The sequence below is a fragment of the Streptococcus panodentis genome (assembly GCF_017884005.1).
Classification (GTDB): domain Bacteria; phylum Bacillota; class Bacilli; order Lactobacillales; family Streptococcaceae; genus Streptococcus; species Streptococcus panodentis.
The window spans coordinates 85,443-100,697 of sequence record NZ_QFAY01000003.1 but is presented as its reverse complement, the minus strand read 5'-3'; the positions used below and the strand labels follow the sequence as shown (position 1 = coordinate 100,697).

The 15,255-nt window shown below is 47.8% G+C and carries 15 protein-coding genes; all 15 read left to right on the top strand.

Going from position 1 to position 15,255, the window contains the following annotated elements; genetic code table 11:
- Positions 1-26: 26 nt before the first annotated feature.
- The 15 genes from DHL47_RS02250 to argB all read left to right on the top strand — a co-directional run bounded on the left by DHL47_RS02250 (position 27) and on the right by argB (position 15,255).
- Complete coding sequence (locus DHL47_RS02250) at positions 27-431, top strand: DUF1310 family protein (protein ID WP_209550760.1); 405 nt, start codon at positions 27-29, stop codon at positions 429-431.
- The gene (locus DHL47_RS02245; RefSeq protein WP_209550759.1) at positions 418-2,046 is read left to right on the top strand and encodes an Mbeg1-like protein; all 1,629 of its coding nucleotides are present in this window, start codon (positions 418-420) and stop codon (positions 2,044-2,046) included. Before DHL47_RS02250 ends, DHL47_RS02245 begins: the two co-directional genes overlap by 14 nt.
- Positions 2,047-2,192: 146 nt before the next feature.
- Positions 2,193-2,423 carry a hypothetical protein gene (locus tag DHL47_RS13305; RefSeq protein WP_245335520.1) on the top strand — a complete coding sequence of 77 codons (231 nt, stop codon included), beginning with the start codon at positions 2,193-2,195 and terminating at the stop codon, positions 2,421-2,423.
- An 80-nt stretch (positions 2,424-2,503) separates the two neighbouring features.
- Positions 2,504-2,812, top strand: coding sequence for a hypothetical protein (locus tag DHL47_RS02235; RefSeq protein WP_128836918.1), 309 nt, complete (start codon positions 2,504-2,506; stop codon positions 2,810-2,812).
- A gap of 510 nt (positions 2,813-3,322) precedes the next feature.
- The gene (gene pepF / locus DHL47_RS02230) at positions 3,323-5,125 is read left to right on the top strand and encodes an oligoendopeptidase F (RefSeq protein ID WP_209550757.1); all 1,803 of its coding nucleotides are present in this window, start codon (positions 3,323-3,325) and stop codon (positions 5,123-5,125) included.
- Position 5,126: 1 nt separating this feature from the next.
- Complete coding sequence (locus DHL47_RS02225) at positions 5,127-5,810, top strand: O-methyltransferase (protein ID WP_209550756.1); 684 nt, start codon at positions 5,127-5,129, stop codon at positions 5,808-5,810.
- A 116-nt stretch (positions 5,811-5,926) separates the two neighbouring features.
- On the top strand, positions 5,927-6,946 hold the full coding sequence (prsA, locus tag DHL47_RS02220; RefSeq protein WP_209550755.1) for a peptidylprolyl isomerase PrsA: 1,020 nt from the start codon (positions 5,927-5,929) through the stop codon (positions 6,944-6,946).
- 262 nt (positions 6,947-7,208) lie between these two features.
- Positions 7,209-7,694 carry an LURP-one-related/scramblase family protein gene (locus DHL47_RS02215; RefSeq protein WP_209550754.1) on the top strand — a complete coding sequence of 162 codons (486 nt, stop codon included), beginning with the start codon at positions 7,209-7,211 and terminating at the stop codon, positions 7,692-7,694.
- A 30-nt stretch (positions 7,695-7,724) separates the two neighbouring features.
- Positions 7,725-10,343 carry an alanine--tRNA ligase gene (alaS, locus tag DHL47_RS02210; protein WP_209550753.1) on the top strand — a complete coding sequence of 873 codons (2,619 nt, stop codon included), beginning with the start codon at positions 7,725-7,727 and terminating at the stop codon, positions 10,341-10,343.
- A gap of 156 nt (positions 10,344-10,499) precedes the next feature.
- Entirely contained in the window at positions 10,500-10,709 is a 210-nt protein-coding gene (locus DHL47_RS02205; RefSeq protein WP_209550779.1) for a helix-turn-helix transcriptional regulator, read from the top strand.
- 96 nt (positions 10,710-10,805) lie between these two features.
- On the top strand, positions 10,806-11,570 hold the full coding sequence (locus tag DHL47_RS02200) for a DUF3169 family protein (RefSeq protein WP_209550752.1): 765 nt from the start codon (positions 10,806-10,808) through the stop codon (positions 11,568-11,570).
- A 126-nt stretch (positions 11,571-11,696) separates the two neighbouring features.
- Positions 11,697-12,215 (top strand): hypothetical protein, encoded by a 519-nt coding sequence (locus DHL47_RS02195; protein WP_209550751.1) that lies wholly within the window; start codon positions 11,697-11,699, stop codon positions 12,213-12,215.
- A gap of 59 nt (positions 12,216-12,274) precedes the next feature.
- Positions 12,275-13,297 (top strand): N-acetyl-gamma-glutamyl-phosphate reductase, encoded by a 1,023-nt coding sequence (gene argC, locus DHL47_RS02190; protein ID WP_209550750.1) that lies wholly within the window; start codon positions 12,275-12,277, stop codon positions 13,295-13,297.
- Between the two features lie 15 nt (positions 13,298-13,312).
- The gene (gene argJ, locus DHL47_RS02185; RefSeq protein ID WP_209550749.1) at positions 13,313-14,506 is read left to right on the top strand and encodes a bifunctional glutamate N-acetyltransferase/amino-acid acetyltransferase ArgJ; all 1,194 of its coding nucleotides are present in this window, start codon (positions 13,313-13,315) and stop codon (positions 14,504-14,506) included.
- A gap of 11 nt (positions 14,507-14,517) precedes the next feature.
- The gene (argB, locus tag DHL47_RS02180) at positions 14,518-15,255 is read left to right on the top strand and encodes an acetylglutamate kinase (protein ID WP_128836910.1); all 738 of its coding nucleotides are present in this window, start codon (positions 14,518-14,520) and stop codon (positions 15,253-15,255) included.

The window sequence follows — 15,255 nt, the reverse complement described above, 5'->3', positions numbered from 1 at the left end:
AAAGATGAGAAACGAAAGGAGCTGTCATGAAGAAAATTTTTGTCATCTTTCTGAGTATCATTACGCTCAGTTCAGGCATGATTTTAGGAGGTTGTAGTATGATAAACAGTCGTTCAGAACAAGAAGAAATGATTCAGATTGTGGAGAGTAAAAAGATGAAGAATATAATTGAGGAAGGGCTGAAAAAGATAGATCCTCAAGCTTTAACACCTGAAGGGAAAATTAAAAGTTATGAAATTGATAAGAAGTCACTGGCTCAGAACCCAATGGGAGGATTAATGTTCGATTTAATCATTAATGGTGACGAAGAATTAACACTAGGTTATGTCATTACAGAGGACGAAAATGGGAAATTTCACAGAGATGGGACTGTATGGTCACCGAAGCTTACTGAACTAATGGACGGAGAAAATGAGCATGGCACAAAATAAAGATTTTACAGATAAAGAGAATGTTGATGTGGCGATGCTGGAATATAAGGATGGGATTAAAGTTGGGTCTGGACTAACAATAAATGATGATAAAACATACATTGGCACAGTCTCCCAAATTTACGACAATGTAAATGGCCATGAAGAGCAGGTCTATGTGCTAACTAATAAAGAAAGTGGCTTAACAGAAGCTGAAATCAAAGACTCTAATGGGAGTTTGCGTGGTGCTGTTCCCTACTCCGCTTCGGATGCTGAGCGTGCTCAGGTGCAGGATGTGACAGTCATGATGCAGGGCTCTCAGACCAAGACGGACACTCCTAAGTTGCTTCACGACACTGTTACGGATTGGCTGCCTACAGACTTTGTGACAGCGTCTCACCGTCTGGGACCTGCAGGTGCAGTAGAATATGCTACTCCTTTTGTTTATCGTCATTCAAAAAGTATTATCACTCAAAAAAGCCGAGAAATACTAGATAAGGCGGATCGGGATGTTAGTAATAACATAGGAAATGCAGTAGGAATCTTTAATAAAGATGCTGGTCAAGCTGTGAAGCAGAGCCTTAATTCTTTCAATAAAAATCCCTTTAATGAGCTGAGGAAGTATATCCTGTCAAATAGTGCAGGTGTCTTTGGCGGAGCTTTAACGACAGGAATCACCTCAACGCCGATTATGTTTGCTGCTGGCGGTCTTAAAGTGACCCAAAAGTTTCCGCCGGCTCAGTTTAAGGATGCGGCCAAGCATCTTAAGGAAACGATTCACAAATATCCCAATGCCAAGATTGATCTTTACGGACACTCTTTAGGCTCTATGGATATCCAGTATGCTTTGTCCAATCTGACGGAGGAGGAGATGCGTCATATCGAAACGGTCCATATCTACAATGGTCCCAATATCTATCCTCTCTTAACCAAGGAACAGCAGGCACGACTGGATAGTGCTAAGTATAAGATTTTTAATCATATTGACCATAAGGACATCGTCAGCCTCGGATATGACTTATCTGGCAGTGAAAACGCTGCCGGTATTGTACGCCATATTGCGACTGTCGAAAAAGAGATCGGCGATCAGCATATGATGGAGGGCTACCTTTACGATAAACATAAAAACTTTGTGCTCATGGATGGAACAGGGAAGATTACTCTCAAGGATACCATTGAAGCGGACATGATTCCTTATCGTACCATCAAGAAGCAGCTGAGCCAATCTAACGGAGGCCTTAGCGGCAAAGAAAAGATTTATCTGGACAGCCTTCAGGCCGAGATTACAGCCCAAAGCTTAGTAAATGCGACGAAGCTGGGCTGTGAGACTTTGCAGCAGGCTAGAAATAAGGTCGTTGAGGAAGCCGAAAAGCTGGCAGAGCAGCTGCGGCAAGTTCCCTGGGGGTTCAGCCTTAGTCCGGATGAGGTAGCTGCAGCCTATCAGGCTGGAGGAGCAGATCAGGATTCGCTCGTCACCTCTCTGCAGGAGCATTTTGACAATCGCTTGGCCAAGGCTAAAGCACTTCATGAAACCTTTTCTGACCTGAAAGGTCAGATTCAAGCCGGTATTCAGCAGCTGACGGCTGCAGACCAAGAATTAGCGGGAGATTTTGCACAATGGAGCCAGCTCAGATAACTAGACAGGCCATAGCCAAGAAGGAAAAAGAAATAGATACTCTCTCTGCAGAGCTTCAGCGGGAACGCCTGAAGATTGATGAAAAAAGAGATAGCATACAGTCCAAGAAAAAAGCATTTACCGAAATGCTTCAGGAAGAGTATGAAATGGCAGCGAATATTTTGCGCCATCAGGAACAAGATAGCAGTACAGAATGGCAGTCTCTCAATCAGTACATCGAGTCTTATGCTATTGAAGCGGACGAAGCCAGCAGTGAAGAGCTAAAGAAATTGGATCGTGAAGATGAAGAACTCTTAGAAGAATTTTTCAAAAAAAGACGGCATTTAGAATGGGAAATTGAGGATGACTGCCGCCGTCTCCGCGAGTCTGAATCATAAGGCTTCTGCTGCATTAAAACTAGCTTGCTGCTCTATCTGAAGCAGGGCTTTGAATCATACAAGAATGCGAGGAAATAGAGATGTTTATAACGCAATCAGCTATACCGCCGGTGAAAGAGTACTTTTCATCGTCCAAGACCGCCGATCTGACAGAAATCAAAAAAACGATAGAGCGGCAGATTATTACCAATATTTTGGCCCCCATCCTGCTGTCTCAAAAGAGTGATCTGCAAAGTCAGTATGATACACTTTTTACGGATATCGCCAAAACGATTGAGGAAAGCGTGCAGACAGCTGCGGACCAGCTAGACAGCTCTATCAAGGGACAGTTTTCTAAGAAAGTAGTAGCTGCTCTAAAAGAAAACAGTCAAAAATATGAAGCAATCTAACAGGTCTGTTCAGAAAGCGGGCTCCTTTCTTTGACTGATTGCAAAGCTTGGGAGAGCAATAGTCAAAGGACGAGCATTCATATCAGGCGGGAAACTGCCCATCAGGTCAGGAGAAATTATTCTCCCCCTGCAGGGACTCTTTGTATTGCTATGCCAAGAGCGGCTTGCTTATGCTTCATGAAAATCCCATTTTGACAGGGCAAGGGTTTGCAGGCAGAACTGGTGTTCAGCAAAGTGCTTTCACACAGTCAAAAGAACACAGCAAAAAGCCGGTTTTCAAAGAGTATGATGCGCCGGCCGCCTAATGCGAACTGACTCAAGGCGAAGTTTCTGAACCAGTCTCCTATAAGACAGCAATCCTTCTTGGTCGCTGCGGTGTCTTTCACCGGCTTGGACGGGGAGCTTTTTTGTTTTGTCTGATTTTTTTGATGGGATTGCAGGTTCTTTTAGGGCTTCTTCCTTATAAAAGCTCCTTCTTTGTGGTAAAATAGAAAGCACGGAGGAATTTTTATGGCAAAACAACGAAATGAAATTGAAGAAAAATACCAGTGGGATTTGAGCACGATTTTCCCAACAGATGAGGCCTTTGAAGCAGAATTGGCTCAGGTTTCTGAGGAACTGAAAAAAGCAGAAAATCTGGCGGGCCACCTCTTGGACTCAGCAGACAGCTTGCTGACTGCAACTGAAATCCAGCTGGACCTTATGCGCCGCATTGAGAAGCTCTATTCCTATGCCCATATGAAGAATGATCAGGATACACGGGTCGCCAAGTACCAAGAATACCAAGCCAAGGGCATGACCGTTTACAGCGAGTTTGGTCAGGCCTTTGCTTTCTATGAACCGGAATTTATGGCCATCACGGAGGAGCAGTATCAGGCTTTCTTGGCTGAAAAGCCCGAGCTGACAGCCTATCAGCACTTTTTTGACAAGCTCCTGCAGAGAAAAGAGCATATCCTGACCCAGCGTGAGGAGGAGCTGCTGGCCGGCGCCGGCGAAATCTTTGGAGCGGCAGGCGAGACCTTTGCGATTTTGGACAATGCTGATATCGTCTTTCCGACGGTCCACGATGAGGAAGGCAAGGAAGTCCAGCTGACCCATGGCAACTATATCTCTCTGGTCGAGTCTAAGAACCGTGCTGTGCGCAAGGAAGCTTATGAAGCGCTCTACAGCATTTACGAGCAGTATCAGCATACTTATGCCAAGACCCTGCAGACCAATGTCAAGGTGCACAACTACAATGCCAAGGTCCGCAAGTTCTCCTCTGCCCGTGAGGCGGCTCTGTCCGCCAACTTTATCCCGGAAAGTGTCTATGACAGCTTGGTATCTGCGGTCAATAAGCACCTGCCTCTCCTGCAGCGCTATATTGCCCTGCGGGCTAAGATTTTAGGGATTGATGACCTAAAGATGTACGACCTCTACACCCCCCTGTCACAGGCTGATTACAAATTCAGCTATGAGGAAGCTTTAGCTAAGTCGGAGGAAGTTCTGGCTATTTTAGGTGAAGATTATCTCAGCCGTGTCAAGCGCGCCTTTTCAGAGCGCTGGATTGACGTTCATGAAAACCAAGGCAAGCGCTCAGGGGCTTACTCAGGAGGTTCTTACGACACCAATGCCTTCATGCTGCTCAACTGGCAGGACACGCTGGACAATCTCTTTACCCTGGTGCATGAGACCGGCCACAGTATGCACTCCAGCTATACCCGTGAGACCCAGCCTTATGTCTATGGTGATTACTCTATCTTCCTAGCAGAGATTGCTTCAACGACCAACGAAAATATTCTGACAGAAAAGCTCTTGGAAGAAGTCGAAGACGACGCGACCCGCTTTGCCATTCTCAATCACTTCCTAGACGGCTTCCGCGGCACGGTCTTCCGTCAGACCCAGTTTGCGGAGTTTGAGCATGCGATTCACAAGGCTGACCAGGAAGGGCAGGTCCTGACCAGCGAGTTTCTCAATGACCTTTATGCTGACCTCAATGAGAAATACTACGGCCTGAAAAAAGAGGACAATCCGCAGATTCAGTACGAGTGGGCCCGGATTCCGCATTTCTACTATGACTACTATGTTTTTCAGTATTCGACAGGATTTTCCGCAGCCTCGGCCTTGGCGGAGAAGATTGTTCACGGAAGCCAGGAAGACAGGGACAGGTATCTGGACTATCTGAAAGCCGGTAATTCTGACTATCCGCTCAATGTCATCAAAAAAGCAGGTGTGGATATGGAAAAAGAAGACTATCTCAATGATGCCTTTGCTGTCTTTGAGCGCCGGCTGGATGAATTTGAAGCTCTGGTAGAAAAGTTGGGACTGCTATAAGATGGTTGAGACTTACAAACAAAACTCCAATCCCAATATGCGCCGTCCAGTGGTCAAGCAGGAAATCGTTGACTTTATGCGGCAGCATCTCCAGCCGGTTACTGGCGGACTCAAAGCGTTAGAAGAGTTTGCCCATCGGGAAAATATTCCGATTATCCCCCGGGAAACGGCAGCTTATTTCCGTCTCCTGCTGGAAACCCTGCAGCCGGAGAGGATTTTAGAAATCGGAACGGCTATCGGATTTTCGGCGCTTCTAATGGCAGATGCTGCCCCGGCTGCTCAGATTACCACCATTGACCGCAATCCGGAAATGATTGCGCTGGCTAAGGAAAATTTTGCCAGATATGACGGCCGCCGGCAGATTGAGCTTTTGGAGGGGGAGGCAGTCGATCTGCTGCAGACCCTGAGGGGCTCTTATGACTTGGCCTTTATGGACTCAGCCAAATCCAAGTATGTGGTCTTTCTGCCCCAAGTCCTGAAACGGCTGAATCCAGGCGGTCTCATTCTCATCGATGATGTTTTCCAAGGCGGGGATATAGCCAAGCCCGCAGAGGAAATCCGCCGCGGCCAGCGGGCCATTTACCGGGGACTGCACAGTCTGTTTGAAGCGACTCTGGATCAGCCTGGTCTGACAGCCAGTCTGCTGCCCTTAGGTGACGGACTGCTCATGGTTCGGAAGCAGTGACCCATCTGTTTTTTTCCTACAGCAGTCATATTTTTAGCAAAATTTAAGATATGAAATTCAATTTGTGTTACAATAGAAAAAGTGAATTTATTTAAGATAAAGGAGTAGAAAATCAAATGAAGAAAAAAATTTTTACAGGAGCAGTGACCCTCTTGTCCCTTGCTGTTTTAGCAGCGTGTTCCAACTCAGACGGCAAAGATATTGTGACCATGAAAGGCAATACCATTACCGTTAATGAATTTTACGACGAAGTAAAAAACAACAGCGCTGCCCAGCAGGTGCTGCTGCAGATGACTATCAAGGATGTTTTTGGCGAAAAATACGGCAAGAATGTCACGGATAAGGAAGTGAACGAAGCTTTTGACCAAATGAAAGCTGCCTACGGAACCTCCTTTGCTCAGATTTTGGCCCAAAACGGCATGACAGAGGACACCTACAAGGACCAAATCCGGACCAACAAGCTGGTAGAATATGCTGTCAAAAAAGCAGCTGAAAAAGAGCTGACGGATGAAAATTACAAAACTGCCTATGAAAACTACACACCGGAAGTAACAGCGCAAATCATCAAGCTGGACAGCGAAGACAAGGCCAAGGAAGTCTTGGAGCAGGTCAAAGCTGACGGCGCAGACTTCAGCCAAATCGCTAAGGACAACTCAACGGATACGGCAACCAAGGAAAAAGGCGGCGAAGTGAAGTTTGATTCTGCTTCAACCGATGTTCCGGATGCGGTGAAAAAAGCAGCCTTTGCCCTGTCAGAAAACGGTATTTCAGATGTTGTGACCGTGCAGGATGCGCAAACCTACACGACCAGCTTCTATATCGTCAAGCTGACCAAGAAGACAGAAAAAGCAGCTGACTGGAAAGAATACAAGGACAAGCTCAAGGATATCATCGTTGCGCAAAAAGAAAATGATGCCAGCTTTATCCGTACGGTCGTTGCCGCTGAGCTGAAAGATGCCAACATCAAAGTCAAAGATGCTGCATTCCAAAATGTCTTTGCACAGTATATCGAAACAACAGATGCATCCTCAACCTCAGCTTCCTCCAGTGCGGCCAGCAGCTCATCCAGCTCTGAGTCTAGTTCAGCAGCGGAAAGCAGCAGTTCAGAAGAAAGTTCTTCTTCAGCTGCAGAATAAGTTGACGAAACGCCCTTCAGCAAGTATAATAGGATTAGTGAGAAATGATGTTCAACCCTCTTAGCCCAGAGAATTGGCGGTGCTGCAAGCCATGTAAGAGTGAAGGTCATGCTGCTCATGTCAAACAACTGCATAGCAAATGAGAATGACAAGTTCATTGAATGAAGGTGGTACCGCGGTTTTTCGCCCTTCAGTCAAGGAGCTTGTCTTTTGATTTCACTAGCTGCATGCCAGCAGAATCATATTTCAAGGAGGCAGTAACATGAAAACCTATCTGGTCAAACAGAAATTCCGCTTGGGCGGAGAACGTTTTGATATTAAAGATGATCGCGGCAATGTGGAGTATCAGGTCGAGGGCTCTTTCTTTCAGATTCCCAAGACCTTTACGATATACGACAGTCAGGGACGGACGGTCAGTCGGATTACCAAGCCTGTCCTGACCCTGCTGCCCCACTTTGAAATCCAGCTGGCCAACGGCTCCAGCTTTTACATCCGCAAAAAATGGACCTTTTGGCGGGACAAGTACCAGTTTGACAATCTCGGTCTGCGGGTGGAAGGCAATATCTGGGATTTGGATTTCCGGCTGCTGGATGACCGCGGCCAGACCGTGGCAGAGATTTCCAAAGAACTCTTTCATCTCACCTCGACCTACCAAGTAGCTGTCTATGATGACCAGTATGCCGATCTGGTCATTTCCCTCTGCGTAGCCATTGATTACGTCGAGATGCTGGAATCTTCCTCATCGTAAACAAACAAAATTATAGGAGAATAAAAAACAATGAAACAAATGTCAAGTGCACAGATTCGTCAGATGTGGCTGGATTTTTGGGCAAGCAAAGGCCATGCTGTTGAGCCCTCTGTCAGTCTGGTACCGGTCAATGATCCGACCCTGCTCTGGATTAACTCCGGAGTTGCCACGCTCAAAAAATACTTTGACGGAACCATCATCCCGGAAAATCCGCGGATTACCAATGCACAGAAGGCCATCCGAACCAACGACATCGAGAACGTCGGAAAGACAGCCCGCCACCACACTATGTTTGAAATGCTGGGCAACTTCTCTATCGGTGATTATTTCCGTGATGAGGCCATCGAGTGGGCCTATGAGCTCCTGACCAGTCCGGACTGGTTTGACTTTCCCAAGGACAAGCTCTACATGACCTACTATCCGGATGACAAGGATTCTTACAACCGCTGGATTGCTGTGGGAGTAGAGCCAAGCCATCTGATTCCCATTGAGGATAATTTCTGGGAAATCGGCGCGGGTCCATCCGGTCCGGATACGGAGATTTTCTTTGACCGGGGCGAAAGCTTTGATCCGGAAAATATCGGTGTCCGCCTGCTGGCTGAAGACATCGAAAATGACCGCTACATTGAGATTTGGAACATTGTGCTGTCCCAGTTTAACGCTGACCCAGCGCTGCCAAGGAGCGAGTACAAGGAGCTGCCTCACAAAAATATTGATACGGGCGCAGGTCTGGAGCGGCTGGTGGCGGTTATCCAAGGGGCTAAGACCAACTTTGAAACCGACCTCTTTATGCCCATTATCCGTGAGGTGGAAAAGCTGTCCGGCAAGGTCTACGACCAGGACGGCGACAACATGAGCTTCAAGGTCATTGCCGACCATATCCGCTCGCTGTCCTTTGCTATCGGAGACGGAGCGCTGCCGGGCAATGAAGGCCGGGGCTATGTCCTGCGCCGTTTGCTGCGCCGGGCCTCTATGCACGGTCAAAAGCTGGGTATCAATGAGCCCTTCCTCTACAAGCTGGTGCCGACAGTCGGCAGGATTATGGAAAGCTACTATCCAGAAGTAGTCGAAAAAGAAGCTTTTATTGAAAAAATTATCAAGAGCGAGGAGGAATCCTTTGCCCGGACCCTGCATTCTGGTCAGCACTTTGCCCAAGGCATCGTGGACGACCTCAAGGCCAAGGGCCAGTCTGTCATCGCAGGCCAAGATGTCTTCAAGCTCTATGACACCTATGGTTTCCCGCTGGAATTGACCGAGGAAATTGCCGAAGAAGCCGGTATGACCGTGGACCGTGATGGTTTTGAAGCGGCGATGAAGGAGCAGCAGGAGCGGGCGCGTGCTTCTGTCGTCAAGGGCGGCTCTATGGGCATGCAGAATGAAACCCTGCAGGCCATTACTGTTCAGAGTGTCTTTAACTATGAAAAAGAAGAGCTGGAAGCGGAGCTGGTGGCTATTGTAGCAAATGACGCCACAGTCGAGTCTGTAGAAGCAGGCTCAGCAGCCCTCATCTTTGCCCAAACACCCTTCTATGCGGAAATGGGCGGACAGGTAGCCGACCATGGACAGATCTTTGATCAGGCCGGCAGCTTAGTCGCGACCGTGACCGATGTCCAAAAGGCGCCCAACGGTCAGGCCCTTCACACCGTGGAAGTTTTGGCGCCGCTGGCTCTGGGTCAAAGCTATAAGCTGGAAATTGACCGCAGCCGCCGCCATCGGGTCATGAAAAACCACACGGCCACTCACCTGCTTCATGCAGCCCTGCACAATGTTCTGGGCAAGCATGCCACTCAGGCTGGCTCCCTCAATGAAGTGGACTTCCTCCGCTTTGACTTCACCCATTTCCAAGCGGTGACAGCAGAAGAACTGCGGGCCATCGAACAGCAGGTCAATGAAAAGATTTGGGAAGCCATCGCTATCGAAACGGTGGAGACCGACATTGACACCGCCAAGGAAATGGGAGCCATGGCTCTCTTTGGTGAGAAGTACGGCAAGGAAGTCCGGGTTGTCACCATCGGCGACTATTCTGTCGAGCTCTGCGGGGGGACCCATGTCGGCAATACTTCTGAAATCGGTATTTTCAAGATTGTCAAGGAAGAGGGTATCGGCTCCGGTACCCGACGAATTCTGGCCGTGACCAGCAAGGAAGCCTTTGAAGCCTATCGCGAAGAGGAAGAAGCGCTCAAGGCGATTGCTGCGACCCTCAAAGCACCGCAAATCAAGGAAGTGCCCCACAAGGTTGCAGGTCTGCAGGAGCAGCTCCGCCAGCTCCAAAAGGAAAATGCGGAACTCAAGGAAAAGGCAGCCGCTGCAGCTTCTGGTGAAATCTTCCAGAATGTTCAGGAAGCAAACGGCCGCAGCTTCATCGCCAGTCAAGTCTCTGTCTCTGATGCCGGTGCCCTGCGGACTTTTGCAGACAGCTGGAAGCAGAAGGACTACTCAGACGTTCTGGTCCTGGCCGCAGCCATTGGAGACAAGGTCAATGTGCTGGCAGCCAGCAGGACTAAGGAAGTCCATGCCGGCAATCTGATTAAGGAATTGGCGCCGATTGTGGACGGCCGCGGCGGCGGTAAGCCGGATATGGCTATGGCCGGCGGCAGTAAGCAAACAGCTATTCCAGACCTGCTGGCAGCAGTGGCTGAGAAATTGTAATAAACACAAGAGATTGGACTGAGTTCCAGTCTCTTTTTTGAATAGAATCATAGTATTTTGGACCAAAACAGTTTTTTTGACAAATATATTTGTCAAAAAGAAAAGAATCTGTTACAATGGAATTATCTAAGGGAGAAGGGAAATAAGGAGTTTATGATGCAGCTAAAAAATCGCCTCAAGGAGTTGAGGGCGCGTGACGGGCTCAACCAGACAGAACTGGCTAGGCTGGCCGGTGTTTCCAGGCAGACAATCAGCCTCTTAGAGCGGGGCGAGTACACTCCCTCTGTCGTGATTGCCTTCAAGATTGCCCATATTTTCAATGAAAATGTCGAGGATGTTTTTCGGCTGGTGGAGGAAGCAGAATGAAGAACCCATTAAGATTCATTTCAACAGGAGCTAAAATAGTCCTTCAGCCTCATCATTCTTGTATCATCTATTGTAAAAATTAAAGGAGAAGAAGTCGTGAAAGAGCAAAAACGTATATCTACACAGAAAAGAGTTTTATATAATATCTTTTTATTGCTGGTTGGAGCCTTAATAGGCGGTCTGTCTGGTTTCTTTTCTGGTCTTGGTGTATTTGAAAACTTCAGCTGGTCGTCAGCTCTAAATGTTGGATTGCTGCGCCAGTTCGGTAGGGCCAGTCTTGTTATCCTCTATCCATTGGTCTTTTTCTTGATTTATCGGACTCGTAAATACCATGAAGCCTATGAAAAAGAAGCAGATGAGGAGCAGAATTATGAATGGTACCGCCTAACCTTTAAAAATTTGGAATACGCGGCTATTGTCTTTAATATTAGCAGTGCTATCATTCTTTTTACAATTTTTGTTGGAATCGTTTTTATCGGGAATATCACTAATCATAAGAGCCCTCTTCAGTTGAGTCTTATAGATTATGCGATTGCCTTTCTTTATATTATTTTGCAAGCTGTTTTTTTAAAGACAGTTCAGAAGGTGCGGCATTATAAGCTATCAGCCTTTCCGACTACTGAGGAAATAAAAGAATTTGTGCTTTCTTATGATGAGTCAGAGCTGCAAGCCAATTATGAACAGTGCTATCTCATTCTCTTCAATCTAAATCAGAGACTTCTGCCAGCTCTCTATATTATTTTAGGAATACTGGGAGCCTTCACACCTCTCAATGTCGTTTCTGGCTTTGTCGTCCTGATGGTGATCCATATCTATATCAATCTTATGTATTATCCGATGGTGAGAAAATATTTCAAGTAGCAGTCAAAGAATATCAGAGATGGCAAGGGCCAATCGAAGATTTGCATTTATAAAGTTATCCATAAATACAGGTTTAGGGGAAATTCTGATCAGTCTTCGCTTATTAAAATCTGGTATCTCTGCTTTTTGATTAACCTTCTTTTTGCTTTTCGTTACTGTTTTGCTTGGTGGAAGTGGTATCAAAAAGACTTGAAGCTGGAGATGAGAAGCACCAAGCTGGCCAGTTCAATCTGGCTGCCTCTTCTTTTCTGGATTTTTCTGCTGATTTTTCAGGAACTTGTCCCGATTAAAGCTTTTGACAATCAGAGTGCGGTTGTGGAACTAGTGAAAAGCCAGGCGGTTTTTGCTTTCCTAGATACTGTCCTCCTTGCTCCTATTGTGGAGGAATTGATGTTTAGAGGGTTTAGGGCAACATTTTTCTTTCTCCAACAAAGAAAGCTGCCGCAAATTCTGCCTCGTACTAAAAGCAAACGAAAAGACTATAACGACGACGGAATAGACATACTGAAAGATAAACGAAATGACGATATTAGATTAGAAGTCTGCACCTGTTTTGGGGCAGTTTTTTTATTTGGGAAAGCAGCTGTTTTTGCAAAAAGATGTATTTTTCCAAAAATATTGCATAAAAATACAGAAAACACTTGACAAAGAGAAATGATGCTAGTAAAATAAAACGCATATTTATACGTAAGGAGTTTTGGAATATGCAAGTTTCGATTGTCGGCATTACAGGTTATTCAGGGCTGGAACTCCTTCGCATCCTGCAGGGCCATCCGCAGGCTGAGGTTGTTTCTATCCATGCCAGCAGCAGTATCGGCCGTCCTCTGTCTGCTCTTTATCCGCACTTGAGAGGCAGCTGCGAGTTGAAAATAGAGGAATTTAACAGCCGAAAAATCATGCAGCAGTCTGATTTGGTTTTCTTTGCAGCACCGAGCGGAGTTGCAAAGGATTTGGTCAAAGATTTTGTTGAGGCAGACTTTCCTGTCATTGACCTGTCGGGCGATTACCGTCTGCCAGCGGATATTTATAAAGAATGGTATCAGAAAGAAGCAGGAGAGGCGGCTGTGCAGGAGTGCTTCACTTATGGATTGGCTGAGTTTGCGGATGTGGCAGGCAAGAAATTCATTGCCAATCCCGGCTGCTATGCCACAGCTGCGGAGCTGGCCCTGATTCCCCTGCTGCAGGCGCAGATTCTTGAGCCAGACTCTATCATCATTGATGCCAAAAGCGGTCTGACCGGTGCCGGTAAAAAACCAGCCGCTTCCAGTCATTTTGTGCAGGTTCATGATAATTATGTGACCTACAAGCTGAACCGCCACCAGCACATTCCTGAAATTTTGCAGGAGCTGCAGCTCTTTGATGATAGGATCCAGCAGATCCAGTTTTCAACCTCCCTGCTGCCGCTCAACCGCGGTATCGTAGCCACGGTTTACAGCAGACTGAAAAAGCCGCTGTCTGCTGCTGAAATCAGCAGTATTTACCGACGAAGTTATAATGGCAAGCCTTTTGTCCGGCTGCAGGCCAGCCTGCCCAGTCTGCATCAGGTCATCGGCAGCAATTACACAGATATTGGCTTTGACTACAATCCGGCTACCAATGTGCTGACAGTGGTGGCTGTCATTGACAATCTGGTCAAGGGAGCTGCCGGACAGGCTGTCCAAAATATGAATCTGATGCTGGGTTGGGACGAAAGAGCCGGGCTGCTCAGCCAGCCGGCTTATGTATAGAAGATTGGAGCAAAAATGAAGATAATGGAAGGCAATATTGCCAGTCCCTTGGGCTTTTCAGCGGACGGCCTGCATGCGGGATTTAAAAAGAAAAAACACGATTTTGGCTGGATTGTTTCGGAGGTTCCGGCCAGCGTTGCCGGGGTTTACACGACCAATCAGGTCATTGCTGCCCCGCTCCTTGTGACGAAAGAGTCAATCCAAAAAAACCAGCAGCTGCAGGCTGTAGTGGTCAATTCGGGTGTGGCCAATTCCTGCACGGGTCTGGAAGGGATGGAAGATGCCTATAAGATGCAGCAATGGACAGCCGATAAGCTGAAAATAGCGCCGGACCTGGTGGCTCTGGCTTCCACTGGGGTCATCGGTGAGCGTCTGCCCATGGAAGCTCTCAAAACCGGTCTGTCCAAGATTGTCATTAACGGCAATGCCGATGATTTTGCCCAGGCCATTTTGACGACGGACACCTGCACCAAGACCTGTGTTGTGACGGAGCTCTTCGGTCAGGATGTGGTGACCATGGCTGGTGTGGCCAAGGGATCGGGCATGATCCATCCCAATATGGCCACCATGCTGGCCTTTATCACCTGCGATGCCAATATTTCCAGCGCTGCCCTGCAACAGGCGCTCAGCCGCAATGTTGAGACGACCTTCAATCAGATTACTGTAGACGGCGACACCTCTACCAATGATATGGTGCTGGTCATGGCTAACGGCTGCACGCAGAATGAGGAAATTCTGCCGGATACAGAAGCATTTGACCGCTTTGCCGACATGCTGCAGTTTGTCATGGCTGATTTGGCCAAGAAAATTGCCAAAGACGGCGAAGGTGCGACCAAATTGATTGAAGCCAGGGTTCTCCATGCCAAGGATGAGCTGACAGCCCGCATGGTTGCGAAAAGTGTGGTCGGTTCCAGCTTGGTTAAGACAGCTATTTTTGGTGAGGATCCTAATTGGGGCCGCATTCTGGCTGCTATTGGCTATGCCGGCCCTCGGGTATCGGTCGCCAATATTGACATTGCCATCGAGGGTCTGCCGGTCATGAAAGCTTCCAGCCCGGTTTCCTTTGATTCGGAGGAAATGAGCGAGGTCATGACCAGAGATGATCTGGTCATTGAGATTGACCTCCATGACGGCGAGGCTGAGGGACGGGCCTGGGGCTGCGACCTGTCCTATGACTATGTGAAGATCAATGCCCTCTACAGAACCTAAGGAGAATCATCATGAAGAATATCATTGTTATCAAAATCGGCGGCGCAGCCGCACAGGAACTTTCAGCGGCTTTCATCCAGCAGGTCAAAAGCTGGGCCGCAGCTGGCAAGCACATCATCATCGTACATGGCGGCGGCCTAGTCATCAATCAGCTGATGCGGGAGCGCCAGCTGGAGACTCAGAAGGTCAAGGGGCTGCGGGTAACAGCCAAGTCTGACCTGCCGGTCATCCAGCAGGCTCTGCTGGACATTGTCGGTTTGAAGCTGACCAAGCAGTTCAATCAGGCGGGCCTGGACAGTCTGCAGCTGCTTTCCCATCTAGGCTCAACGGTTTCGGCTGATTTTATCAATCAATCCCTCTATGGCTATGTCGGCTATGTGACAGATATCGAGACTGCTTATCTGGAACAGCTGCTGGCTGAGGGCCTGGTTCCGGTTCTGGCCTCTCTGGGGTCGAATGCTGACGGAGAGCTGCTCAATATCAATGCGGACTATCTGGCTGCTGCAGTTGCCAGCAAACTGCAGGCTGAAAAATTAATTCTGATGACCGACACAGAGGGTGTTTTGGAGGACAAAAAAGTGCTGCCCCAGCTCCTGACCAGTCAGGTCTCCACGAAAATCCAGACCGGAGTCATTCAGGGCGGCATGATTCCCAAGATTGAAAGTGCCGTCCAGACGGTTCTGTCCGGTGTCAATCAAGTCTTGATTGGCGACAATCTCTTGACAGGCACCCTGATAGCGGAAGGATAG

Coding starts and splice junctions, on each gene's coding strand:
- DHL47_RS02250 (WP_209550760.1), top strand. CDS start 27: ATGAAGAAAATTTTTGTCATCTTTCTGAGTATCATTACGCTCAGTTCA.
- DHL47_RS02245 (WP_209550759.1), top strand. CDS start 418: ATGGCACAAAATAAAGATTTTACAGATAAAGAGAATGTTGATGTGGCG.
- DHL47_RS13305 (WP_245335520.1), top strand. CDS start 2,193: ATGGCAGCGAATATTTTGCGCCATCAGGAACAAGATAGCAGTACAGAA.
- DHL47_RS02235 (WP_128836918.1), top strand. CDS start 2,504: ATGTTTATAACGCAATCAGCTATACCGCCGGTGAAAGAGTACTTTTCA.
- pepF (WP_209550757.1), top strand. CDS start 3,323: ATGGCAAAACAACGAAATGAAATTGAAGAAAAATACCAGTGGGATTTG.
- DHL47_RS02225 (WP_209550756.1), top strand. CDS start 5,127: ATGGTTGAGACTTACAAACAAAACTCCAATCCCAATATGCGCCGTCCA.
- prsA (WP_209550755.1), top strand. CDS start 5,927: ATGAAGAAAAAAATTTTTACAGGAGCAGTGACCCTCTTGTCCCTTGCT.
- DHL47_RS02215 (WP_209550754.1), top strand. CDS start 7,209: ATGAAAACCTATCTGGTCAAACAGAAATTCCGCTTGGGCGGAGAACGT.
- alaS (WP_209550753.1), top strand. CDS start 7,725: ATGAAACAAATGTCAAGTGCACAGATTCGTCAGATGTGGCTGGATTTT.
- DHL47_RS02205 (WP_209550779.1), top strand. CDS start 10,500: ATGCAGCTAAAAAATCGCCTCAAGGAGTTGAGGGCGCGTGACGGGCTC.
- argC (WP_209550750.1), top strand. CDS start 12,275: ATGCAAGTTTCGATTGTCGGCATTACAGGTTATTCAGGGCTGGAACTC.
- argJ (WP_209550749.1), top strand. CDS start 13,313: ATGAAGATAATGGAAGGCAATATTGCCAGTCCCTTGGGCTTTTCAGCG.
- argB (WP_128836910.1), top strand. CDS start 14,518: ATGAAGAATATCATTGTTATCAAAATCGGCGGCGCAGCCGCACAGGAA.